The organism is Pseudomonas sp. LAMO17WK12:I10 (genome assembly GCF_900215185.1).
Taxonomy (GTDB): domain Bacteria; phylum Pseudomonadota; class Gammaproteobacteria; order Pseudomonadales; family Pseudomonadaceae; genus Aquipseudomonas; species Aquipseudomonas chlororaphis.
This window is the reverse complement of sequence record NZ_OBDX01000016.1, coordinates 85,573-103,218: the sequence shown is the minus strand read 5'-3', so window position 1 is coordinate 103,218 and position 17,646 is coordinate 85,573. Positions and strand designations below refer to the sequence as shown.

The window sequence follows — 17,646 nt, the reverse complement described above, 5'->3', positions numbered from 1 at the left end:
GGGCCTTGTGGCAACGGGCGATGAATGGGTTCGGCCGCCGCTTCCACGGTCGGCCGAGCCCGCTGGGTTTATCGGGAAGCACCGCTCATGACGGCAATAGGGTGCTTCGCACAGTGAGGCCCGGCAGCCGCCGGGTTCACCCTCAACGGATTTGTGGTCACCTATGGAAAACTCGAAGTTTCGCAAAATCGCTCTGGGATCGGCGCTGGCCGTGCTGGCCGGTTTGATTTTCTACGCGGTGCGGGCGCCGGCGGAGCCCCCGCAGTACCTGACCGCCAAGGTCGAGCGCGGCGATATCGAGAACGCGGTGCTGGCCTCGGGGCTGCTCGAAGGCATCAAGCAAGTGGATGTCGGCGCCCAGGTCTCCGGGCAGTTGAAGTCGCTCAAGGTCAAGCTCGGCGACAAGGTGAAGAAGGGCCAGTGGCTGGCGGAAATCGACCCGCTGGTGCTGCGCAACACCTTGCGCCAGGCCCAGGTCGACGAGGAAAACCTGCAGGCGCAGCGGCGCGCCACTATTGCCCAGCTCAAGGAAACCCAGTCGATCTACGAACGCTACCTGGGTTTGCAGGAAGACGCGGCGATTTCCAAGCAGGAGTTCGAGACCGCCACGGCCAACTATGAGGTGCAGCGCGCCAATCTGTTGAGCCTCGATGCGCAGATCAAGAACGCGCATATCCAGATCGACACCGCCAAGGTCAACCTGGCCTATACGCGCATCGTCGCGCCGATCGACGGCGACGTGGTGGGCATCGTCACCCAGGAAGGCCAGACCGTGATCGCCAACCAGCTGGCGCCGGTGCTGCTCAAGCTCGCCGACCTCGACACCATGACCGTCAAGGCCCAGGTCTCGGAGGCCGACGTGATCCATATCAGCCCCGGCCAGGAGGTGTACTTCACCATTCTCGGCGAGGACCGGCGCTACTACGCCAAGCTGCGCGGCACCGAACCTGCGCCGCAGAACTTCCTCGACACCCAGCCCGCGGGCACGCCGAAACAGACCACCGCGGTGTTCTACAACGCGCTGTTCGATGTGCCCAACCCCGATCATCGCCTGCGGATCTCCATGACCGCCCAGGTGCGCATCGTGCTCGACACCGCCAAGGATGTGCTGACGGTGCCGGTGGCCGCGCTGGGCCCGCGCAACGACGACGGCAGCTTCCCGGTGCGGGTCCTGGACGCCAAGGGCCAGGCCCGGTCACGTAATGTGCAGGCCGGCATCAACAACAACGTCAAGGTGCAGATCAAGGACGGCCTGGCCGAAGGCGAGCGGGTGGTGATCGGCGATCCGTTGCCGGCCGTGGCGGGGGCCTGAGCATGACCCAGCCCCAGTCTCAACCGCTGCTGGAACTCAAGGGCATCAGTCGCAGTTTCATGGCCGGCGAGCGCGAGTTCATGGCCCTCAAGCACATCGACCTGACGATCGAGGCCGGCGAGATGGTGGCGATCACCGGCGCCTCGGGCTCCGGCAAGTCGACCCTGATGAACATCCTCGGCTGCCTCGACTACGCCACCGGCGGCAGCTACCGGATCAACGGCCGGGAAACCCGCGACCTCGACGACCAGGCGCTGGCGGAGCTGCGCCGCGACTACTTCGGCTTCATCTTCCAGCGCTATCACTTGCTGGCGCACCTGAGCGCCATGCACAACGTCGAGATGCCGGCGATCTATGCCGGCACCGCCGAGGCCAAGCGCCACGCCCGGGCCCGCGAATTGCTGGCGCGGCTGGGCCTGACCGGGCACCTGGGCCACCGGCCGAGCCAGCTGTCCGGCGGCCAGCAGCAGCGGGTGAGCATTGCCCGGGCCTTGATGAACGGCGGCGAAGTGATACTCGCCGACGAACCCACCGGCGCCCTCGACACCGCCAGCGGCAAGGAGGTGATGAACATCCTGCTGGAGCTGCATGCCCTCGGGCACACGGTGATCATCGTCACCCACGACCCCAAGGTCGCGGCCCATGCCGAGCGGATCATCGAGGTGCGCGACGGCGAGATCCTCAGCGACCAGGCCAATCTCCGCGAGGGCGCGCAGGCGCCCAGCGAGCCGCCGGTGGCCCTCGAGGGCAATGGCGCGCGGCGCCTGGTGGCCAGCCTCGGGCTGTTCCGCGAGGCCTTCAACATGGCCTGGGTGGCGCTGGTTTCCCATCGCATGCGCACCTTGCTGACCATGCTCGGCATCGTCATCGGCATCACCTCGGTGGTGTCGATCTCGGCCATCGGCGAGGGCGCCAAGCGCTATGTGCTCAAGGACATCCAGGCCATCGGCAGCAACACCATCGATATCTATTCCGGCACCAGCTTCGGCGACAGCCGGGCGACGGCCATCGAAACCCTGGTGCCCGCCGACGTCGCGGCGCTCAACCAGTTGTATTACGTCGACAGCGCGACCCCGGTGGTGGGGCGCAGCATGTTGTTGCGCTACCGCAACATCGACCTCGACGCCCAGGTCAACGGCGTCAGCGACCAGTACTTCCAGGTGCGCGGGCTGAAGCTGGCGGCCGGCATCGCCTTCAGCGAAAGCGATGCGCGGCGCCAGGCCCAGGTGGTGGTCATCGACCACAACGCCCGCCACCGCCTGTTCGGCCCCGGCGAGGATCCCCTGGGCCAGGTGATCCTGGTGGGCAACCTGCCGTGCACGGTGATCGGGGTGACCGCCGAGAACAAGAACATGTTCGCCGCGAGCAAGGCGCTGAATGTCTGGGTGCCCTATGAAACCGCGGCCGGGCGGCTGCTCGGCCAGCGTTACCTGGACAGCATCACGGTGCGGATCAAGGACGGCCAGCCGAGCAAGGTGGTGGAAGACAACGTCACCAGGCTGATGCTGCAACGCCACGGCACCAAGGACTTCTTCACCAACAACCTGGACAGCATCATGCAGACGGTGCAGAAGACCAGCCGCTCCCTGGCGCTGCTGCTATCGCTGATCGCGGTGATTTCCCTGGTGGTCGGCGGCATCGGCGTGATGAACATCATGCTGGTGTCGGTCACCGAACGGACCCGCGAGATCGGCATCCGCATGGCGGTCGGGGCGCGCCAGTCGGACATCCGCCAGCAGTTCCTGGTGGAGGCGGTGATGGTCTGCCTGATCGGCGGGATGATCGGCATTTCCCTGTCCTACGCCATCGGCTACCTGTTCTCGCTGTTCATCAAGGAATGGGAAATGGTCTTCTCCATGGGCTCGATCGTCACCGCGTTCGCCTGCTCGACCCTGATCGGCATCGTCTTCGGCTTCGTGCCGGCGCGCAACGCGGCGCGGCTGGACCCGATCGAGGCCCTGGCGCGCGATTGAAACCTGCCCAGGCCAAGCCTGGGCGGGCTGCCGGCAAGCGAGCGGCAAAAGACTGTGGCGGCGCCCGCGGAATGTCGCGAAAAGCCTGTTTTCCCCACGCAAAGCCGCGTAGTTTACGCGCCACAATTACAAGGACGTTTTGAGGTAGTCAGTGGGAGCGTATCGCCTGTCGTTGGCTGTTCTGGTTGCTGTTTCACATATGGGCAAGACATTCATGGGGCTCAACCCCGGGGTGGTGGCCGTGATTTCTTTCCTGATCATCAGCGGTTTCGTGATGACCTCGCTGATCGAGCGCAGCTACCAGGCGCCGGAAAAAATCGGCCTGTTCTACCTGGACAGGGCCTTGCGGCTTTACCCGCAATTTCTGTTGTACTTCGCCGCCTCCTGCGCGGTGATCTATTTCCTGCTGCCCGGCACGCCGCAAGCCGCCGAGCTGACGCTCGGGAACATCGCCGCCAGCCTGCCGATCGTACCCCTGGGGTTCTATATGTTCGGGGCGGCCGGCGTGGAGATCTTGCCGCCGGCCTGGTCGCTGGGGCTGGAGATGTGCTTCTACCTGGTGATCCCGTTCCTGATCCTCTACGGCGTGCGCGGCGTTGCCTTTGTCCTGTCGGTGGTGGTCTTCCTGGCCGCCTGCCTGGGCTTCATCAATACCGACCTGTACGGCTATCGGCTACTGCCCGGCGTGCTGTTTATGTTCCTGTGCGGCAGCTACCTGTACCAGGCGCGGGCGAAGGGGCTGATGATCGCTGGCGGCAGCGCCGTGGCGGCGGCCCTGATCTTCGTGGCGATCATGGCCGGCTGGATAGAGCGCCGGCCGTTCAATGCCGAGGTGACCGCCGGCCTCGCGCTGGGCGTGCCGGCGGTGTACCTGCTGACGAAGCTCGGATTCCACCGGATCGACGAGTTCCTCGGGAACATCAGCTACGGCGTGTTCCTCAATCACTTTGTGCTCATGTACCTGCTGCGCGCGTTCTGGCCGGTGGCCTACGAGGCGCCCATCGTTGCCAGCGTGCTGGCGCTGTCGTTGTTATTCAGCGGGGTTTCGTACTACTGCGTCGAACGGCCGGCGTTGAAGCTGCGTCATGGGCTTCGGGTCGGCGCGAGGTATGGGGCGGGGGCGTCGCAGGGGCGGGAAGTGGCGGCTTGATGCCGCTGGCCTGCAGGGCGCGCCCCGCTCATGGACGACCGAGCGGAGCGACTCCTGGTTGTTGCACCGGCTGTTCCCCCTGGCATCTGTCCCAGTCCTGGACAACCGGCGCGGGCCTGGAGGATCAGAGGGTGGGGCTCGGGCCTGGGGTGGCCGTGGCCTCATCCGGGGAATACATCCAGCGCAGCAGCGAGTGGCGCCCGCTGATCCCCATCTTGATCGCCGCCCGCTTGAGGTAGCTCTCGACGGTGTGCACCTTGAGTTTCAATTGCCCGGCCAGCTCGGGGGCGGTGCGTCCGGCGAGCAGGCCGACGCAGACCTGCATTTCCCGGTTCGACAGCTTCAGCCCCGACTGCCGCAGGCGGGCGGCGAAGCGCAGGCGCAAGGTCTCCAGGCCTTGGTGTTCCAGGCTGGCGGCGGCCTCGGGGTGGTGCCCTGGCGTGCTGTGCGGCTGCAACGCCGCCAGGTGTTTCTCCACCATGGGCAGCAGCAGTGGGGAGAAGTCCTGCAGGAGGATGCGTTCCTGGTGCGAGAAACTCTGTGACTGGCAGGAGCGGTAGACCGAGATCACGTAGCGGTAATCGTCCTTGTGGCTGGTCAGGTGCAGTTGCGCGGCGGTCTCGGCAGGGCGTGCCGGCGAATGCTTGCCGGACGGGTTGAGCGTGGAGTCGCTGTAGACCTCGTCGCGGGTTTTTCTGGGCTGCGATTGACCCTCTGAATACACACGCATCTGGGTGATATGCGTGGCGTCCACCGCCAGTTGGGTGCGTATCAGATCATGCAGCATGCGCGGAAAACTGCGACTGCCGGTGCTGGCGATGACCTTGCCAATGTGTGGGAACAGTATTTGTGAGTTCATCATTTCATCCATGAGTTTCGTGTTGCGCGACACTTGCCTTAGTAAGCGACGAGTGCGGCGAGACTATGTTTAGAGCCTTTCGCCGGATTCGCCGCCGCCTCGTATCCTAGTACAGGGTTCTGGTGGCGGTTTAATGAAATACGGCAAAAAGACACGGGCAGAGCGTTTTCCTTACGCAATGCCGGCGCTGCTTGGCCAACCCTGGCCGCCTGCAACTGAGCCTATCCTTTTGGATGGCCTCAATTTGCCACTATCTGCCTGTCGGCATGCCCAGGCACGACGCGCTATCTGGCCGGTCGTGCATCAGGGCGGGAAAGGACTCGAGCCCGACCCGGGGCGGGATGAGCACAGCAGCGGACCCGCCGGAGCGGCGGGTCCGCAAGGACATCAGAGTTTCGGCAGTTGGCCGATGCGGCCGAACATTTCAGTGACGATCTGCAGGTCCAGCTGGAACTGCTCGACGGTCTTGAACTCGTTGTCGTTGTGGCCGGTGTACTTGACCTCGGGACGGGCCAGGCCAAATTGCACGCCGTTGGGCAGTTCATGCACCGAGGTGGCGCCGGCGGAGGTGCCGAACTCGTGCTTCATGCCGAGGTTTTCGCTGGCCACCGCCAACAGCGCCTTGACCCATTCACCCTCGGGGTTGCGGTACATCGGCTCGGCGATCTTGTAGTCGAAGTTCACCGCGACCTGGTTCTGCTTGCTCCAGGCGGCCAGCTTGTCGGCGATCTGCTTTTTCAGCACCTCGGGGGTCTTGCCCTTGGGCACGCGCAGGTTGACCGCCAGCTTGAAGGCTTTTTCGTCCTGCCCGACATAGGTCAGGGAGGTGGTCAGCGGGCCCATGAAGTCATCGGCGAAACCGACCCCCAGCGTGTTGCCCAGGTAGTCCAGGCCCCAGTTGTCGGCGGCGTAGCGCGCCGCGTCGGTGATCGGGTTGTGCTTGAGCGCGACCTTGCCGTCGAGGCCGTTGATGAAGTCGAGCATGCGCGCCACCGGGTTGACCCCGGACTCGGGCTCGGAGGAGTGGGCGGACACGCCGGTGACCGTCAGCTTGACGTCCTTGCCTGCGACCTTGGCGGCCACGCTGAAGTCGCCGCCATGGGCCTTGGCGTATTCGGCGCCGGCCTTCTGCAGGCTGGCGGCGAGTTCCGCGGGTTGGTCGGTCACCAGGGTGGCGACCGAGGCGCCCGGGATCTGGTTGGTGGCCAGGCCGCCGGTCATCGAGACGATCTCCGCGCCTTTGCCCTCGGCGGCACGCCGCGGGAAGCTGGCCATGACGGTGCCGTAGCCTTTCTCGGCGATCACCACCGGGTAGCCGCCGTCCAGCGCCAGGTTGTAGTTGGGCGTCGGGTTGCGTTCGAAGTAGTAGGGAATCGCGTCGCCGCTGGTTTCCTCGGTGGTGTCCACCAGCAGCTTGAAGTTGCGCGCCAGGGGCAGCTTCTCTTCCTTGATGATCTTCATGGCGTACAGGGCCACGACTATGCCGTTCTTGTCGTCCTCGGTGCCGCGGCCGTACATGCGGTCGCCGACCAGGGTGACCTTGAACGGGTCGAGTTTGGTGCCGTCCTGCAGCACCCAGTTCTCCGGCGTCACCGGCACCACGTCGGCGTGGGCGTGGATGCCCACCACTTCATCGCCGCTGCCTTGCAGGGAGATCTCGTAGACGCGGTTGTCGATGTTGCGAAAGTTCAGGTCGAAGGCCTGGGCCAGGGCCTGGATCTTGTCGGCGATCTTGAGGAACTCGGGGTTCTCGTGTTGCGGCACGCCATCGACGCGCACGGTGGGGATCGCCACCAGCTCGCGCAGGGTTTCGGTGGCGGCCTTGCCGTACTTCACCCGCGCATACAGGCCCAGCAGGCGATGGATCTCGTTCTGCTGCTCGGCGGAAAGCGTCTTGTTGTCGAGGAAGGCCGTGATGGCCGGGCCGAGGTTGGCGCTCCTGGCCAGCTCGCTCTTGCCCAGGGTGCCGAGGAACTGGCGGAAATCCGTGACCGAGGCATCGGCGAAACTCTTGAGGATTGCCGCGTTCTGCTGCGGGGTGATGTTGGCGTGGGCGGCGGAGGTGAAGGCTGACAGGCTGGCCAGCACCAGGGTGGCCGCGGCCAGTTGCTTGAGGGAAAAATCCATTGCGGGAGGCGTTCCTTGCAGATTGTTAGGAAATATCTGACTTCCCAACCTAACACCACGGGGGACTGGTACGGGAGTCCCCGAAGTGGGATCTGTCGCACAGAAATGCAAAAGCGGCGCAGAAATGAAAAGCCCCGGTAGGGGCAGTCCTGAGCGTTCCGCGCGAGAGGCTGCTGTTTCAGCCTGGGCAACCGCGTTACGACGGCAGTCAGCCAGGCTGATGTCCCGCTGGGTCAAGGCTTCAGGGTTTGGGGGCGGCTGGGTTCGCCGCTGCCAACCCGGGTTCGACCTGCGACGCCGGGCGGGCGATCACGCTGATGATGCTCAAGGCGGCGATCACCAGGCCCGGCGAGGTGGCCAGCAAGACCCCGCTGGTGCCGGCGCCGGCCGCGAGGATCTGCCCGGCGGCGAGGGGGCCGGCCACCGATCCCAGGCGGCCGATGGCCACCGCGGCACCGACGCCGGTGGCGCGCACCAGGGTCGGGTACGAGGGTGGGGCCAGGGCGTACAGCACCAGTTGCGCGGCCATCACGAACAGCCCCGCGGCGAACCCGGCGCAGGCCATGGGCAGCAGGCCCGCCGACAGGCCGACCCCGGCCAGCGCCGCGAGCAAGCCGGCGTAGACGAACAGCACGACCTTGATGCCGTTGCAGCGATCCAGCAGCAGGCCGCCGAGCAGCGAACCGAGGGCGCCGCCGATGTTGAACAGCATCTGCACCAGCCCGGCCTGGGGTTTGCTGAAACCTTGTTCCAGCAGCAACGACGGCAGCCAGTTGAGCAGCATGTACATCACCGTCAGGGTGAAGAAATAGCTCAGCCACAAGGCCAGGGTGGTGCGCGCCCGACCTTCGCCGAACAGCGCCTGGCCGGTGGAGATGCGGGTCAGGCCGGGGGTGCCTTGTTGCTGGCGAAAGGCGCTGGACTCGGGCAGCAGCAGGAGCATCAGCGGCACCACCAGCAGCGGTGCCAGGCCGCCGACGATAAAGGTCGCCTGCCAATGGTCGGTGAACAGCATGGCCACCAGCGCCGCCAGGGCACCCCCCAGGGGCACGCCGGCGTACATGATGCTGATGGCGGTGCCACGGCGTTGCTCGCCCGCGGCCTCGGCGCACAGGGCGATCAGGTTGGGCAGGGCGGCGCCCAGGCCCAGGCCGGTCATGAAACGCGCCAGCAACAGGCCCGAGAGGCTGGCGACACAGGCGGTGACGAGGGAGAACAGGCCGAACAGCAGCACGGCGCCGATGAGGATTCTCTTGCGGCCGATGCGATCGGCGATCCAGCCGCCGAAGAAGGCGCCGGGCAGCAGGCCGGCGATTCCGGCGCTGAACACCCAGCCCAGCATTCTCGGGTCCAGGGCGAAGCTCTGGCGCAGGCCCGCGGCGGCGGTGCCGGCGGCTTGCAGGTCGAAGCCTTCGATCAGGGCAACGATAAAACACAGGGCAATGGTCAGCGTCGTGCGACGCGAGGGAGTGTCCATGGCAAACCTCATTGTTGTTTTTGTGGGGGCGGACGTAGCAGAAGTACCTGCTCGTTCAAGCGTTGGCAGGTGAAATTAAGATTAACAAAGATAACTAAAAATTGAAGGGTGGACGGATCAGCCTGAAAGATCGATTTAGTTTTTTTATAAATCAATTGGTTAGTGACCTTATTCAGCGCTATCCGTTAAATAGTTAATAATATTAACGTTCGATTATCGGTCATTATGGATTGACGCCGGACTCGGCTGTTTCCATTCTCTGGCCGTGGACGCCTGCCATGGCCGGGCGATCCCGTTCCGCAAAACAACAACAATAAGTGGACTCGAACATGCCGAACCTCTCACGCAACGCCCTTGCGGCGACGCTGGCCCTACCTGTCCGTCTGTGCTGCCTGGCCCTCTCGGGGCTGGGTGTGGTGGCCGCTCCGGCGCAGGCCGCGGGCTTTATCGACGACAGCCATGGCACCCTGACCCTGCGCAATTACTACCTCGACCGTGACTACAAGGACGACGGCGCGAAAACCGCGGCCCGGGAATGGGCCCAGGGGGCGATCCTGAACCTGGAGTCGGGCTTTACCCCGGGGACCGTCGGCTTCGGCCTGGACGCACGCGGGCTGATGGGGATCAAGCTCGACTCGGCGCCGGACCGCAGCGGCACCGAACTGCTGCCGGTGTCGGCCAGCGACAAGCGCGCGGCGGACGAATACTCGCGCCTGGCGATGACCGCCAAGCTGCGCCTGGCCCAGACCAGCGTGAAGACCGGCGATGTGTCGATCTTCCTGCCGTTCGCCTTTGCCAGCCCGTCGCGGCTGCTGCCGCAGACCTTTCGCGGCACCACCCTCAGCTCCAGGGACATCGACGGCCTGACCTTTAACACCGGTTATATAGATCGCATCAACAAGCGCGATTCCACCGACTACCAGGCGCTGAGCGTCGCCTCGCCGAACCGGCGCTTCAAAGGCGCGGCCACCTCGTCGCACATGGCTTACCTGGGGGGCGACTACCAGGTCAATCCGGACCTCAGCCTGCGCGTCTACCACGCCGAAGTGGCGGACCTCTACCAGCAGGACACCCTGGCCCTGCTGCATAACCTCAAGCTCGGGGACGGGGTGCTGAGCAGCGACCTGCGCAGTTTCTTCAGCCGCGAAGACGGCAGCGCCAAGGCCGGCAAGGTGGACAACCGCAACCTCTCGGCGCTGTTCGCCTATCGCTGGGGCGGGCATCGACTGAGCCTGGGCTACATGCACGCCAGCGGCGACACGGCGACGCCTTATCTGTCGGGCACCGAATTGATGGGCATGAGCGAACTGACCATGAGTTCCGATTTTCTCAATGCCCGGGAACGCACCTGGCAGGCCATCTACGACTACGATTTCGCCGCCGCCGGGCTGCCCGGGCTGAAGAGCCGCCTGCGCTATGTGCGCGGCGACCATATCGAACTGGTGGCGCTGAATGCCGACGACCGCAAGGAGCGGGAGTTCCAGATGGAGCTGGGGTACGTGATCCAGAGCGGACCGTTGAAGAACCTCGGGCTGCTGGCGCGCAAGTCGATCTACCGCAACGATTTCCCCGCCGGCGCGGCGTTCCGCGATGAAAACCAGACCCGCTTCCTGGTGCTCTACACGTTGCCGATCTGGTGACACATCTGCCGGCCCCTGCATCCGCGATCTGCCTGGAAAACCGCGTTGGCCGGTTTGCGACGGCTGCGCCGTCGATCGCAGCCTGCGGCAGCGGCTACAGGGATCGCAGGCTGGCGGCTACTGTTGATAGACCTTTTTCAGCAGCCTGAGCAGTTCTTCGCGTTCCTGGTCGTCGAGGGAGGCGGTGGCGTCCTGGTCGCTCTCGGCGGCGATCAGCTTCAATTCCTTGAGCAGGGTCTCGCCGGTCTTGCTGAGGAAGATCCCGTAGGAGCGCTTGTCCGGCTTGCAGCGCACCCGCACGGCCAGCGCCCGCTCTTCCAGCTTGTTCAGCAGCGGCACCACCTGCGGCGGCTCGATGGCCAGTGCCCGGGCCAGGTCGGCCTGCATCAGCCCTGGATGCTGCTCGATGATCGCCAGGGCCGAGAACTGCGCCGGCCGCAGGTCGTGGCTCGACAGGCGGCCAATCAGGTTCTGGAACAGTTTCAGCTGCGCCCGGCGCATGGCATAACCGATCAGGTCGTCCAGGGCGGAGTCCAGGGGCGCCTGGGTTTCGCTGTCGGCGACGGGGGCCTCGGCGGCGGTGGCTATCTTGGTGGAAGACTTGGCCATTGCAGGGGAAATCCTCGGGCTGGCGGTTAAGAAGGCTATCTAGTTTGCCGGGATTGTCCGGGGATAGCCATGGCCGATGGCCGATGTCTTGGCGTTGAAGCGCTTAGGGCGCCTGTGAAATCTTGGTTAATTTTATTAATAGTTAATTGACATAACTAATTTGTCGGTTTAGTTTTTGCCCATCTCAAGCCAAGAACAAAGAGAGCAATCGCCATGAGCAACTACGAAGGTCGCTGGACAACCGTCAAGGTCGAGATCGAAGAGGGGATCGCCTGGGTCATCCTCAACCGCCCGGAAAAACGCAACGCCATGAGCCCGACCCTGAACCGTGAGATGGTCGATGTGCTGGAGACGCTGGAGCAGGATCCGGCCGCCGGCGTGCTGGTGTTGACCGGGGCGGGCGAAGCCTGGACCGCGGGCATGGACCTCAAGGAGTACTTTCGCGAAGTGGACGCCGGCCCGGAAATCCTCCAGGAAAAGATCCGCCGCGAAGCCTCGCAATGGCAATGGAAACTGCTGCGCATGTACGCCAAGCCGACCATCGCCATGGTCAACGGCTGGTGCTTCGGCGGCGGCTTCAGCCCATTGGTGGCCTGCGACCTGGCGATCTGCGCCGATGAAGCGACCTTCGGCCTGTCGGAAATCAACTGGGGCATCCCGCCGGGCAACCTGGTGAGCAAGGCCATGGCCGACACCGTGGGCCATCGCCAGTCGCTGTACTACATCATGACCGGCAAGACCTTCGGCGGGCAGAAAGCCGCCGAGATGGGCCTGGTCAACGAAAGCGTGCCGCTTGCGCAACTGCGCGAAACCACTGTCGAGCTGGCGCGCAACCTGCTGGAGAAGAACCCGGTGGTGCTGCGGGCCGCCAAGCATGGCTTCAAGCGCTGCCGCGAACTGACCTGGGAGCAGAACGAGGATTACCTGTACGCCAAGCTCGACCAGTCGCGCCTGCTGGACACCGAAGGCGGCCGCGAGCAGGGCATGAAGCAGTTCCTCGACGACAAGAGCATCAAGCCCGGCCTGCAGGCTTACAAGCGCTGATGGCAACCCGGCGGGCAGCAGTGCCCGCCCGCTGTTCGGCGCAGCGCCCAGGCGCTGGCGTGAACCGCTCCACTGTATTCCCGATAAAGACAATAAAGAGGAATCACCATGCTGGACGTGCCCCTGCTGATCGGTGGCCAGTCGTGCCCCGCCCGCGACGGTCGAACCTTCGAACGGCGTAATCCGGTGACCGGCGCAGTCGTCTCGCGCGTCGCCGCCGCCACCCTGGAAGACGCGGACGCCGCCGTGGCCGCGGCCCAGGCGGCATTCCCGGCCTGGGCGGCGCTGGCGCCCAATGAGCGACGCAGCCGCCTGCTGCGCGCGGCCGGGCAATTGCAGGCCCGTAGCGCGGAGTTCATCGCCGCCGCCGGCGAGACCGGGGCCATGGCCAACTGGTACGGCTTCAACGTGCAGCTGGCGGCGAATATCCTGCGCGAAGCCGCGTCCATGACCACCCAGATCAATGGCGAGGTCATCCCCTCCGATGTTCCCGGCAGCTTCGCCATGGCCCTGCGCCAGCCGTGCGGCGTGGTGCTGGGCATCGCGCCGTGGAACGCCCCGGTGATCCTCGCCACCCGCGCCATTGCCATGCCGCTGGCCTGCGGCAATACCGTGGTGCTCAAGGCGTCCGAGCTGAGCCCGGCGGTGCATCGGCTGATCGGCCAGGTGTTGCAGGAGGCCGGCCTCGGTGACGGCGTGGTCAACGTCATCAGCAACGCACCCGAGGATGCCCCGGCCATTGTCGAGCGGCTGATCGCCAACCCGGCGGTGCGCCGGGTCAACTTCACCGGCTCGACCCGGGTCGGGCGCATTGTCGGCGAGCTTTCGGCGCGGCACCTCAAGCCGGCCCTGCTGGAGCTGGGCGGCAAGGCACCGCTGCTGGTGCTGGAGGACGCCGACCTGGATGCCGCGGTGCAGGCCGCGGCCTTTGGCGCCTACTTCAACCAGGGGCAGATCTGCATGTCCACCGAGCGCCTGATCGTCGATGCCCGGGTGGCCGAGGACTTTGTCGCCAGGCTGGCGGCGAAGATCGCCAGCTTGCCGGCGGGCAACCCAGAGGCTGCGGACTCGGTGCTCGGTTCGCTGGTGGACGCCAGTGCCGGCACGCGCATCAAGGGGCTGATCGACGACGCCCTGGGCAAGGGCGCGACCCTGGTTGCCGGTGGTCAAGTGGAGGGCAGCATTCTGCAGCCGACCTTGCTCGACGGCGTCACCGAGGCCATGCGCTTGTACCGCGAAGAGTCCTTCGGGCCGGTGGCGGTGGTGCTGCGCGGCGAGGGCGACGAAGCCCTGCTACGGCTGGCCAACGATTCCGAGTTCGGCCTGTCGGCGGCGATCTTCAGTCGCGACACCGGACGCGCCCTGGCCCTGGCGCAACGGCTCGAATCGGGCATCTGCCATATCAATGGCCCGACCGTGCACGACGAGGCGCAGATGCCGTTTGGCGGGGTCAAGGCCAGCGGCTACGGCAGCTTTGGCGGCAAGGCGGCCATCGAGCAGTTCACCCAGTTGCGCTGGATTACCCTGCAGAACGGTCCCCGGCACTACCCGATCTGAACTCCGGCCCCCGGACCCAACAATCACAAGGCCCCAGCCCCTGGCTGCCAGGTCCCCGGCCGAGTTCGCCGGCGATGGGCCTTGATGGAGGACAAACACGTGAATTCCGAATTCAGATCGCCAGCGCCGAACGCGGCCGACGCGCCGCCTTATCGACAGGTGACCATCGCCCATCCCGCGGTCGAGGTCAGCGAAGAGCAGGGCATCCTGCAGATGCGTTCCCTGGAGCCCCTGGCCGAGCTGCCGAGGCGCCTGCTGGACCGTCTGGTGCATTGGGCCTGGGAGCGCCCGCAGCAGACTTTTGTCGCCGCGCGCCAGGACGGCGGCGACTGGCGCCGGGTGAGCTATGCCGAGATGCTGGCCAGCGTGCGCGCCATCGCCCAGAGCCTGCTGGGTTATGGCTTGTCGGCCAAGAGGCCGCTGGTGCTGCTTTCCGGCAACGATATCGAGCACCTGCAACTGGCCCTGGGGGCGATGTACGCCGGTATTCCCTATTGCCCGGTGTCGCCGGCTTATTCGCTGTTGTCCCAGGATTTCGCCAAGTTGCGGCATGTTTGCGACCTGATGCAGCCCGGGCTGGTGTTCGTCAGCGACGGCCCGGCTTTCCAGCGGGCAATCGACGCCGTGCTGCCGGGCGACACGCCGCTGATCGTGGTGCGTGGCGCCGTGACGGGCAGGCCGCAGCGCGACTTCGCCAGCCTGTTGCAACACCCCGGCGATGCCGAAGCCGAAGCGGCGTTCGCCGCCACCGGCCCGGACAGCATCGCCAAGTTTCTCTTCACCTCGGGTTCGACCAAGCTGCCCAAGGCGGTGGTCACCACCCAGCGCATGCTCTGCGCCAACCAGCAGATGCTGTTGCAGACCTTTCCGGTGTTCGGCGAGGAACCCCCGGTACTGGTGGACTGGTTGCCGTGGAACCACACCTTCGGCGGCAGTCACAACCTCGGCATCGTGCTCTACAACGGTGGCACCTTTTACCTGGACGACGGCAAGCCGACGGCCCAGGGCTTTGCCGAAACCCTGCGCAACCTCAAGGAAATCGCCCCCACCGCCTACCTGACGGTGCCCAAGGGTTGGGAAGAACTGGTCAATGCCCTGGAGCAGGACGGCGAGTTGCGCGAGCGCTTCTTCTCACGCATGAAGCTGTTCTTTTTCGCCGCGGCCGGCCTGTCCCAGAGGGTCTGGGACCGCCTCGACCAGGTGGCGCAAGCCCATTGCGGCGAACGCATCCGCATGATGGCCGGGCTCGGCATGACCGAGGCGTCGCCGTCCTGCACCTTCACTACCGGGCCCTTGTCCATGGCCGGTTATATCGGCCTGCCGGCCCCGGGTTGCGAGGTGCGCCTGGTGCCGGTGGACGGCAAGCTGGAAGGGCGCTTTCGCGGGCCGCACATCATGCCGGGCTACTGGCGCGCGCCGCAGCAGACCAGCGATGCGTTCGACGAGCAGGGTTTCTACTGCTCCGGCGATGCGCTGAAGCTGGTCGACGCCGCCGACCCGCAACTGGGCCTGATGTTCGACGGGCGCATCGCCGAGGACTTCAAGCTCGGCTCCGGGGTGTTCGTCAGCGTCGGCCCATTGCGCAATCGCGCGGTGCTCGAAGGGTCGCCCTATGTGCAGGACCTGGTGGTGACCGCGCCGGACCGCGAGTGCCTGGGGGCGCTGGTGTTTCCGCGGCTGTACGAATGCCGGCGGCTGGCCGGCTTGCCCGCGAATGCCAGCGATGCCGAGGTCCTGGCCAGCGCGCCGGTGCGGCGTTGGTTCGGTGATTGGCTGCAACGCCTCAACCGCGAGGCCAGCGGCAACGCCAGCCGCCTGGAGTGGATCGCGCTGCTCGACGAACCGGCCTCCATCGACCGTGGGGAAATCACCGACAAGGGCTCGATCAACCAGCGCGCGGTGCTGCAGTGGCGGGCCGACAAGGTCGAGGCGCTGTATCGCGGCGAGGAGCCTTCGATCCTGCGGGCCGAGCCTGGCCGGTGAGTGTCACGGCCCCTGAGGGCCGCAATGTCGCCAGTGCCGTGGCCCAATCCACGCCCCTGGCGTTCAGTTGAACCCGCTTCTAGCCAGAGACTTTTTTCTATAGCCTACGGCTGCGCTTCGCCCGGGCGATGGCGTGTGGTGCGAGCAGGGTTTTCTGTGGATGCCAGAATTCAACGTACACTGATATCTGCGTTCGGCAGGGTAAAAAGGGCGAGGGCGTATGGCGGTTGAGCGACGGGATTTCAGTGGCTGCATGAAGGGCAAGAACCTGCGTTACCTGGAAGAGGCGCGGGTGGTGCCCGCGGCCCATGCGCGGGCGGGCTTCCTGCTGCTCGAGCACTTCTCGTTGCCGGCTTTCACCCAGGCCCTGGATACCATCGTCACCGCCAACCTGCTGCGTCCCGCCTTGTTCTCCTCAACGACTTTTGGCTTGCAGGACGGCGAGGTCACCAGCGACCTCGGGCTGGTGATCCGTCCCGATGCGCGCCTGACCGCGGCGGCGCTCAAGGACCTCGACCTGCTGGTGATCTGCGGCGGCTATCGCACGGAGCTCAAGGCCGATCCGCAGTTGAGCAGCCTGCTGAAAACCGCCGCCGAACTGGGCATCGCCCTGGCCGGGTTGTGGAACGGGGCCTGGTTCCTCGGCGTCGCGGGGCTGCTCGAAGGCTACCGTTGTGCGATCCACCCGGAGCATCGTCCGGCGCTGGCGGAGATTTCCAGGGTCACCCATGTCACCAGCGAGGCCTTTGTGGTGGACCGCGACCGGCTCACGGCGTCCAGTCCCGCCGGCGCCTTCCATATGGCCCTGGAGTGGATCAAGGGGCTGCACGGCAAGGCGCTGGTCGAGGGCATCGAGGACATCCTGTCGTTCGAGGAATCCCGCTACCGGCGCATCAAGCCGACCATGCATGTGTCGTTGAGCGCGCCCTTGCGCGAGGTGGTCAATCTGATGGACGCCAACCTCGAGGAACCGCTGCAAATGGACCAGCTGGCGGAGTATGCCGGGCGTTCCCGGCGGCAGATCGAGCGCTTGTTCAAGGAGCAGCTGGGCACCACCCCGCAGCGCTATTACCTGGAATTGCGCATCACCGAAGCGCGTCGATTGCTGCAGCACACCGAACTGTCCCAGGTCGAGGTGCTGGTGGCCTGCGGCTTCGTCTCGCCGAGCCATTTCAGCAAGTGCTACAGCTCGTATTTCGGCTATCGGCCGTCGAAGGAAAAGCGCCTGGTGAAATGATCGCGGGCGTCAGTATCTATCAGCTTTCGAGCCACCAATATAAGAGTGTTTCATCCTCGTCATCCTCCAGGTTTTTATAGATGTTGGCGTAGTACCACTGAATCCCTGTTCTATCTCGGAACTTGTTAAAGAAGTCGTTGATCTTCTCCAGCCCATTGCGCGCCGGAACCGCGAATGACAGGTTTCCCTCAAATACACCGTCCAGTGTTCCACCCAGCTCACGAGCTACACCGTTTTCCAGCAAGGCTATTTCTTCTTGAGGAATAGAGTCTGCATAGATCTGGATGCAGAAATTTCCGCCTCGTTTCAAGACGACGGCAGGTGCTTCTTTGTCTTTGATTGAAACAATATCTCCTCGTGCCAGGTTCAGCGCGATACCAGGGGAGGAGAGCAACTCGTAAGTATCCTGGTCAATCTTGCGAGCAGGCAGCTCTTCAAAAAAAGGGCCGTCATCATCTGTTACATAAACTTGAATCAGAACAGGTGCTTCTTTATCGCTCATACACTACTCCGTAGCTGTTCTGCTCAATGCACGCATCTATGTTGATAGGGAATGAAGCTTCTGGTGCCAGGGCTGTTCCAGGAGCCAATGTGTTTGTAGTGGAGTTGAATTTCTAGGGGAGATATTTAAATCAATATTGTTCATTAGCGATGGGCTCGTGAGAGGCCGACTGACTC

General features: G+C 64.7%; 13 protein-coding genes. 8 read left to right on the top strand and 5 right to left on the bottom strand.

Going from position 1 to position 17,646, the window contains the following annotated elements:
- Nucleotides 1-163: 163 nt before the first annotated feature.
- From macA to CRO75_RS18305, 3 genes are all read left to right on the top strand, one after another.
- Complete coding sequence (gene macA, locus CRO75_RS18315; protein WP_097137316.1) at nucleotides 164-1,312, top strand: macrolide transporter subunit MacA; 1,149 nt, start codon at nucleotides 164-166, stop codon at nucleotides 1,310-1,312.
- Between the two features lie 2 nt (nucleotides 1,313-1,314).
- Nucleotides 1,315-3,285, top strand: coding sequence for a MacB family efflux pump subunit (locus CRO75_RS18310; RefSeq protein ID WP_097137314.1), 1,971 nt, complete (start codon nucleotides 1,315-1,317; stop codon nucleotides 3,283-3,285).
- A gap of 151 nt (nucleotides 3,286-3,436) precedes the next feature.
- The gene (locus CRO75_RS18305) at nucleotides 3,437-4,435 is read left to right on the top strand and encodes an acyltransferase (protein ID WP_097137312.1); all 999 of its coding nucleotides are present in this window, start codon (nucleotides 3,437-3,439) and stop codon (nucleotides 4,433-4,435) included.
- A 124-nt stretch (nucleotides 4,436-4,559) separates the two neighbouring features.
- Here the strand turns inward: CRO75_RS18305 and CRO75_RS18300 are convergent, their stop codons facing one another.
- The 3 genes from CRO75_RS18300 to mhpT all read right to left on the bottom strand — a co-directional run bounded on the left by CRO75_RS18300 (nucleotide 4,560) and on the right by mhpT (nucleotide 8,898).
- Nucleotides 4,560-5,294 (bottom strand): helix-turn-helix transcriptional regulator, encoded by a 735-nt coding sequence (locus CRO75_RS18300; protein ID WP_097137368.1) that lies wholly within the window; start codon nucleotides 5,292-5,294, stop codon nucleotides 4,560-4,562.
- A gap of 387 nt (nucleotides 5,295-5,681) precedes the next feature.
- Nucleotides 5,682-7,421 (bottom strand): dipeptidase, encoded by a 1,740-nt coding sequence (locus CRO75_RS18295; RefSeq protein WP_097137311.1) that lies wholly within the window; start codon nucleotides 7,419-7,421, stop codon nucleotides 5,682-5,684.
- A 241-nt stretch (nucleotides 7,422-7,662) separates the two neighbouring features.
- Nucleotides 7,663-8,898, bottom strand: coding sequence for a 3-(3-hydroxy-phenyl)propionate transporter MhpT (gene mhpT / locus CRO75_RS18290; RefSeq protein WP_097137308.1), 1,236 nt, complete (start codon nucleotides 8,896-8,898; stop codon nucleotides 7,663-7,665).
- 329 nt (nucleotides 8,899-9,227) lie between these two features.
- Here mhpT and CRO75_RS18285 point away from each other — a divergent pair, with 329 nt between their 5' ends.
- Nucleotides 9,228-10,538 carry an OprD family porin gene (locus tag CRO75_RS18285; RefSeq protein ID WP_097137306.1) on the top strand — a complete coding sequence of 437 codons (1,311 nt, stop codon included), beginning with the start codon at nucleotides 9,228-9,230 and terminating at the stop codon, nucleotides 10,536-10,538.
- 117 nt (nucleotides 10,539-10,655) lie between these two features.
- On the opposite strand, the gene CRO75_RS18280 is transcribed toward CRO75_RS18285, so the two are convergent.
- Complete coding sequence (locus CRO75_RS18280; protein WP_097137304.1) at nucleotides 10,656-11,147, bottom strand: MarR family transcriptional regulator; 492 nt, start codon at nucleotides 11,145-11,147, stop codon at nucleotides 10,656-10,658.
- Nucleotides 11,148-11,360: 213 nt separating this feature from the next.
- Between CRO75_RS18280 and CRO75_RS18275 the strand changes: the two genes are divergently transcribed.
- From CRO75_RS18275 to CRO75_RS18260, 4 genes are all read left to right on the top strand, one after another.
- Nucleotides 11,361-12,191 carry a p-hydroxycinnamoyl CoA hydratase/lyase gene (locus CRO75_RS18275; protein ID WP_009044305.1) on the top strand — a complete coding sequence of 277 codons (831 nt, stop codon included), beginning with the start codon at nucleotides 11,361-11,363 and terminating at the stop codon, nucleotides 12,189-12,191.
- Between the two features lie 108 nt (nucleotides 12,192-12,299).
- A complete protein-coding gene (locus CRO75_RS18270; protein WP_097137302.1) occupies nucleotides 12,300-13,748 on the top strand; it encodes an aldehyde dehydrogenase in 1,449 nt (482 codons plus the stop codon).
- Between the two features lie 99 nt (nucleotides 13,749-13,847).
- On the top strand, nucleotides 13,848-15,731 hold the full coding sequence (locus CRO75_RS18265) for a feruloyl-CoA synthase (RefSeq protein ID WP_097137300.1): 1,884 nt from the start codon (nucleotides 13,848-13,850) through the stop codon (nucleotides 15,729-15,731).
- Between the two features lie 220 nt (nucleotides 15,732-15,951).
- Nucleotides 15,952-16,968 (top strand): GlxA family transcriptional regulator, encoded by a 1,017-nt coding sequence (locus tag CRO75_RS18260; protein ID WP_097137298.1) that lies wholly within the window; start codon nucleotides 15,952-15,954, stop codon nucleotides 16,966-16,968.
- Nucleotides 16,969-16,987: 19 nt separating this feature from the next.
- On the opposite strand, the gene CRO75_RS18255 is transcribed toward CRO75_RS18260, so the two are convergent.
- A complete protein-coding gene (locus CRO75_RS18255) occupies nucleotides 16,988-17,470 on the bottom strand; it encodes a DUF4265 domain-containing protein (RefSeq protein ID WP_097137296.1) in 483 nt (160 codons plus the stop codon).
- Nucleotides 17,471-17,646 lie beyond the last annotated feature (176 nt).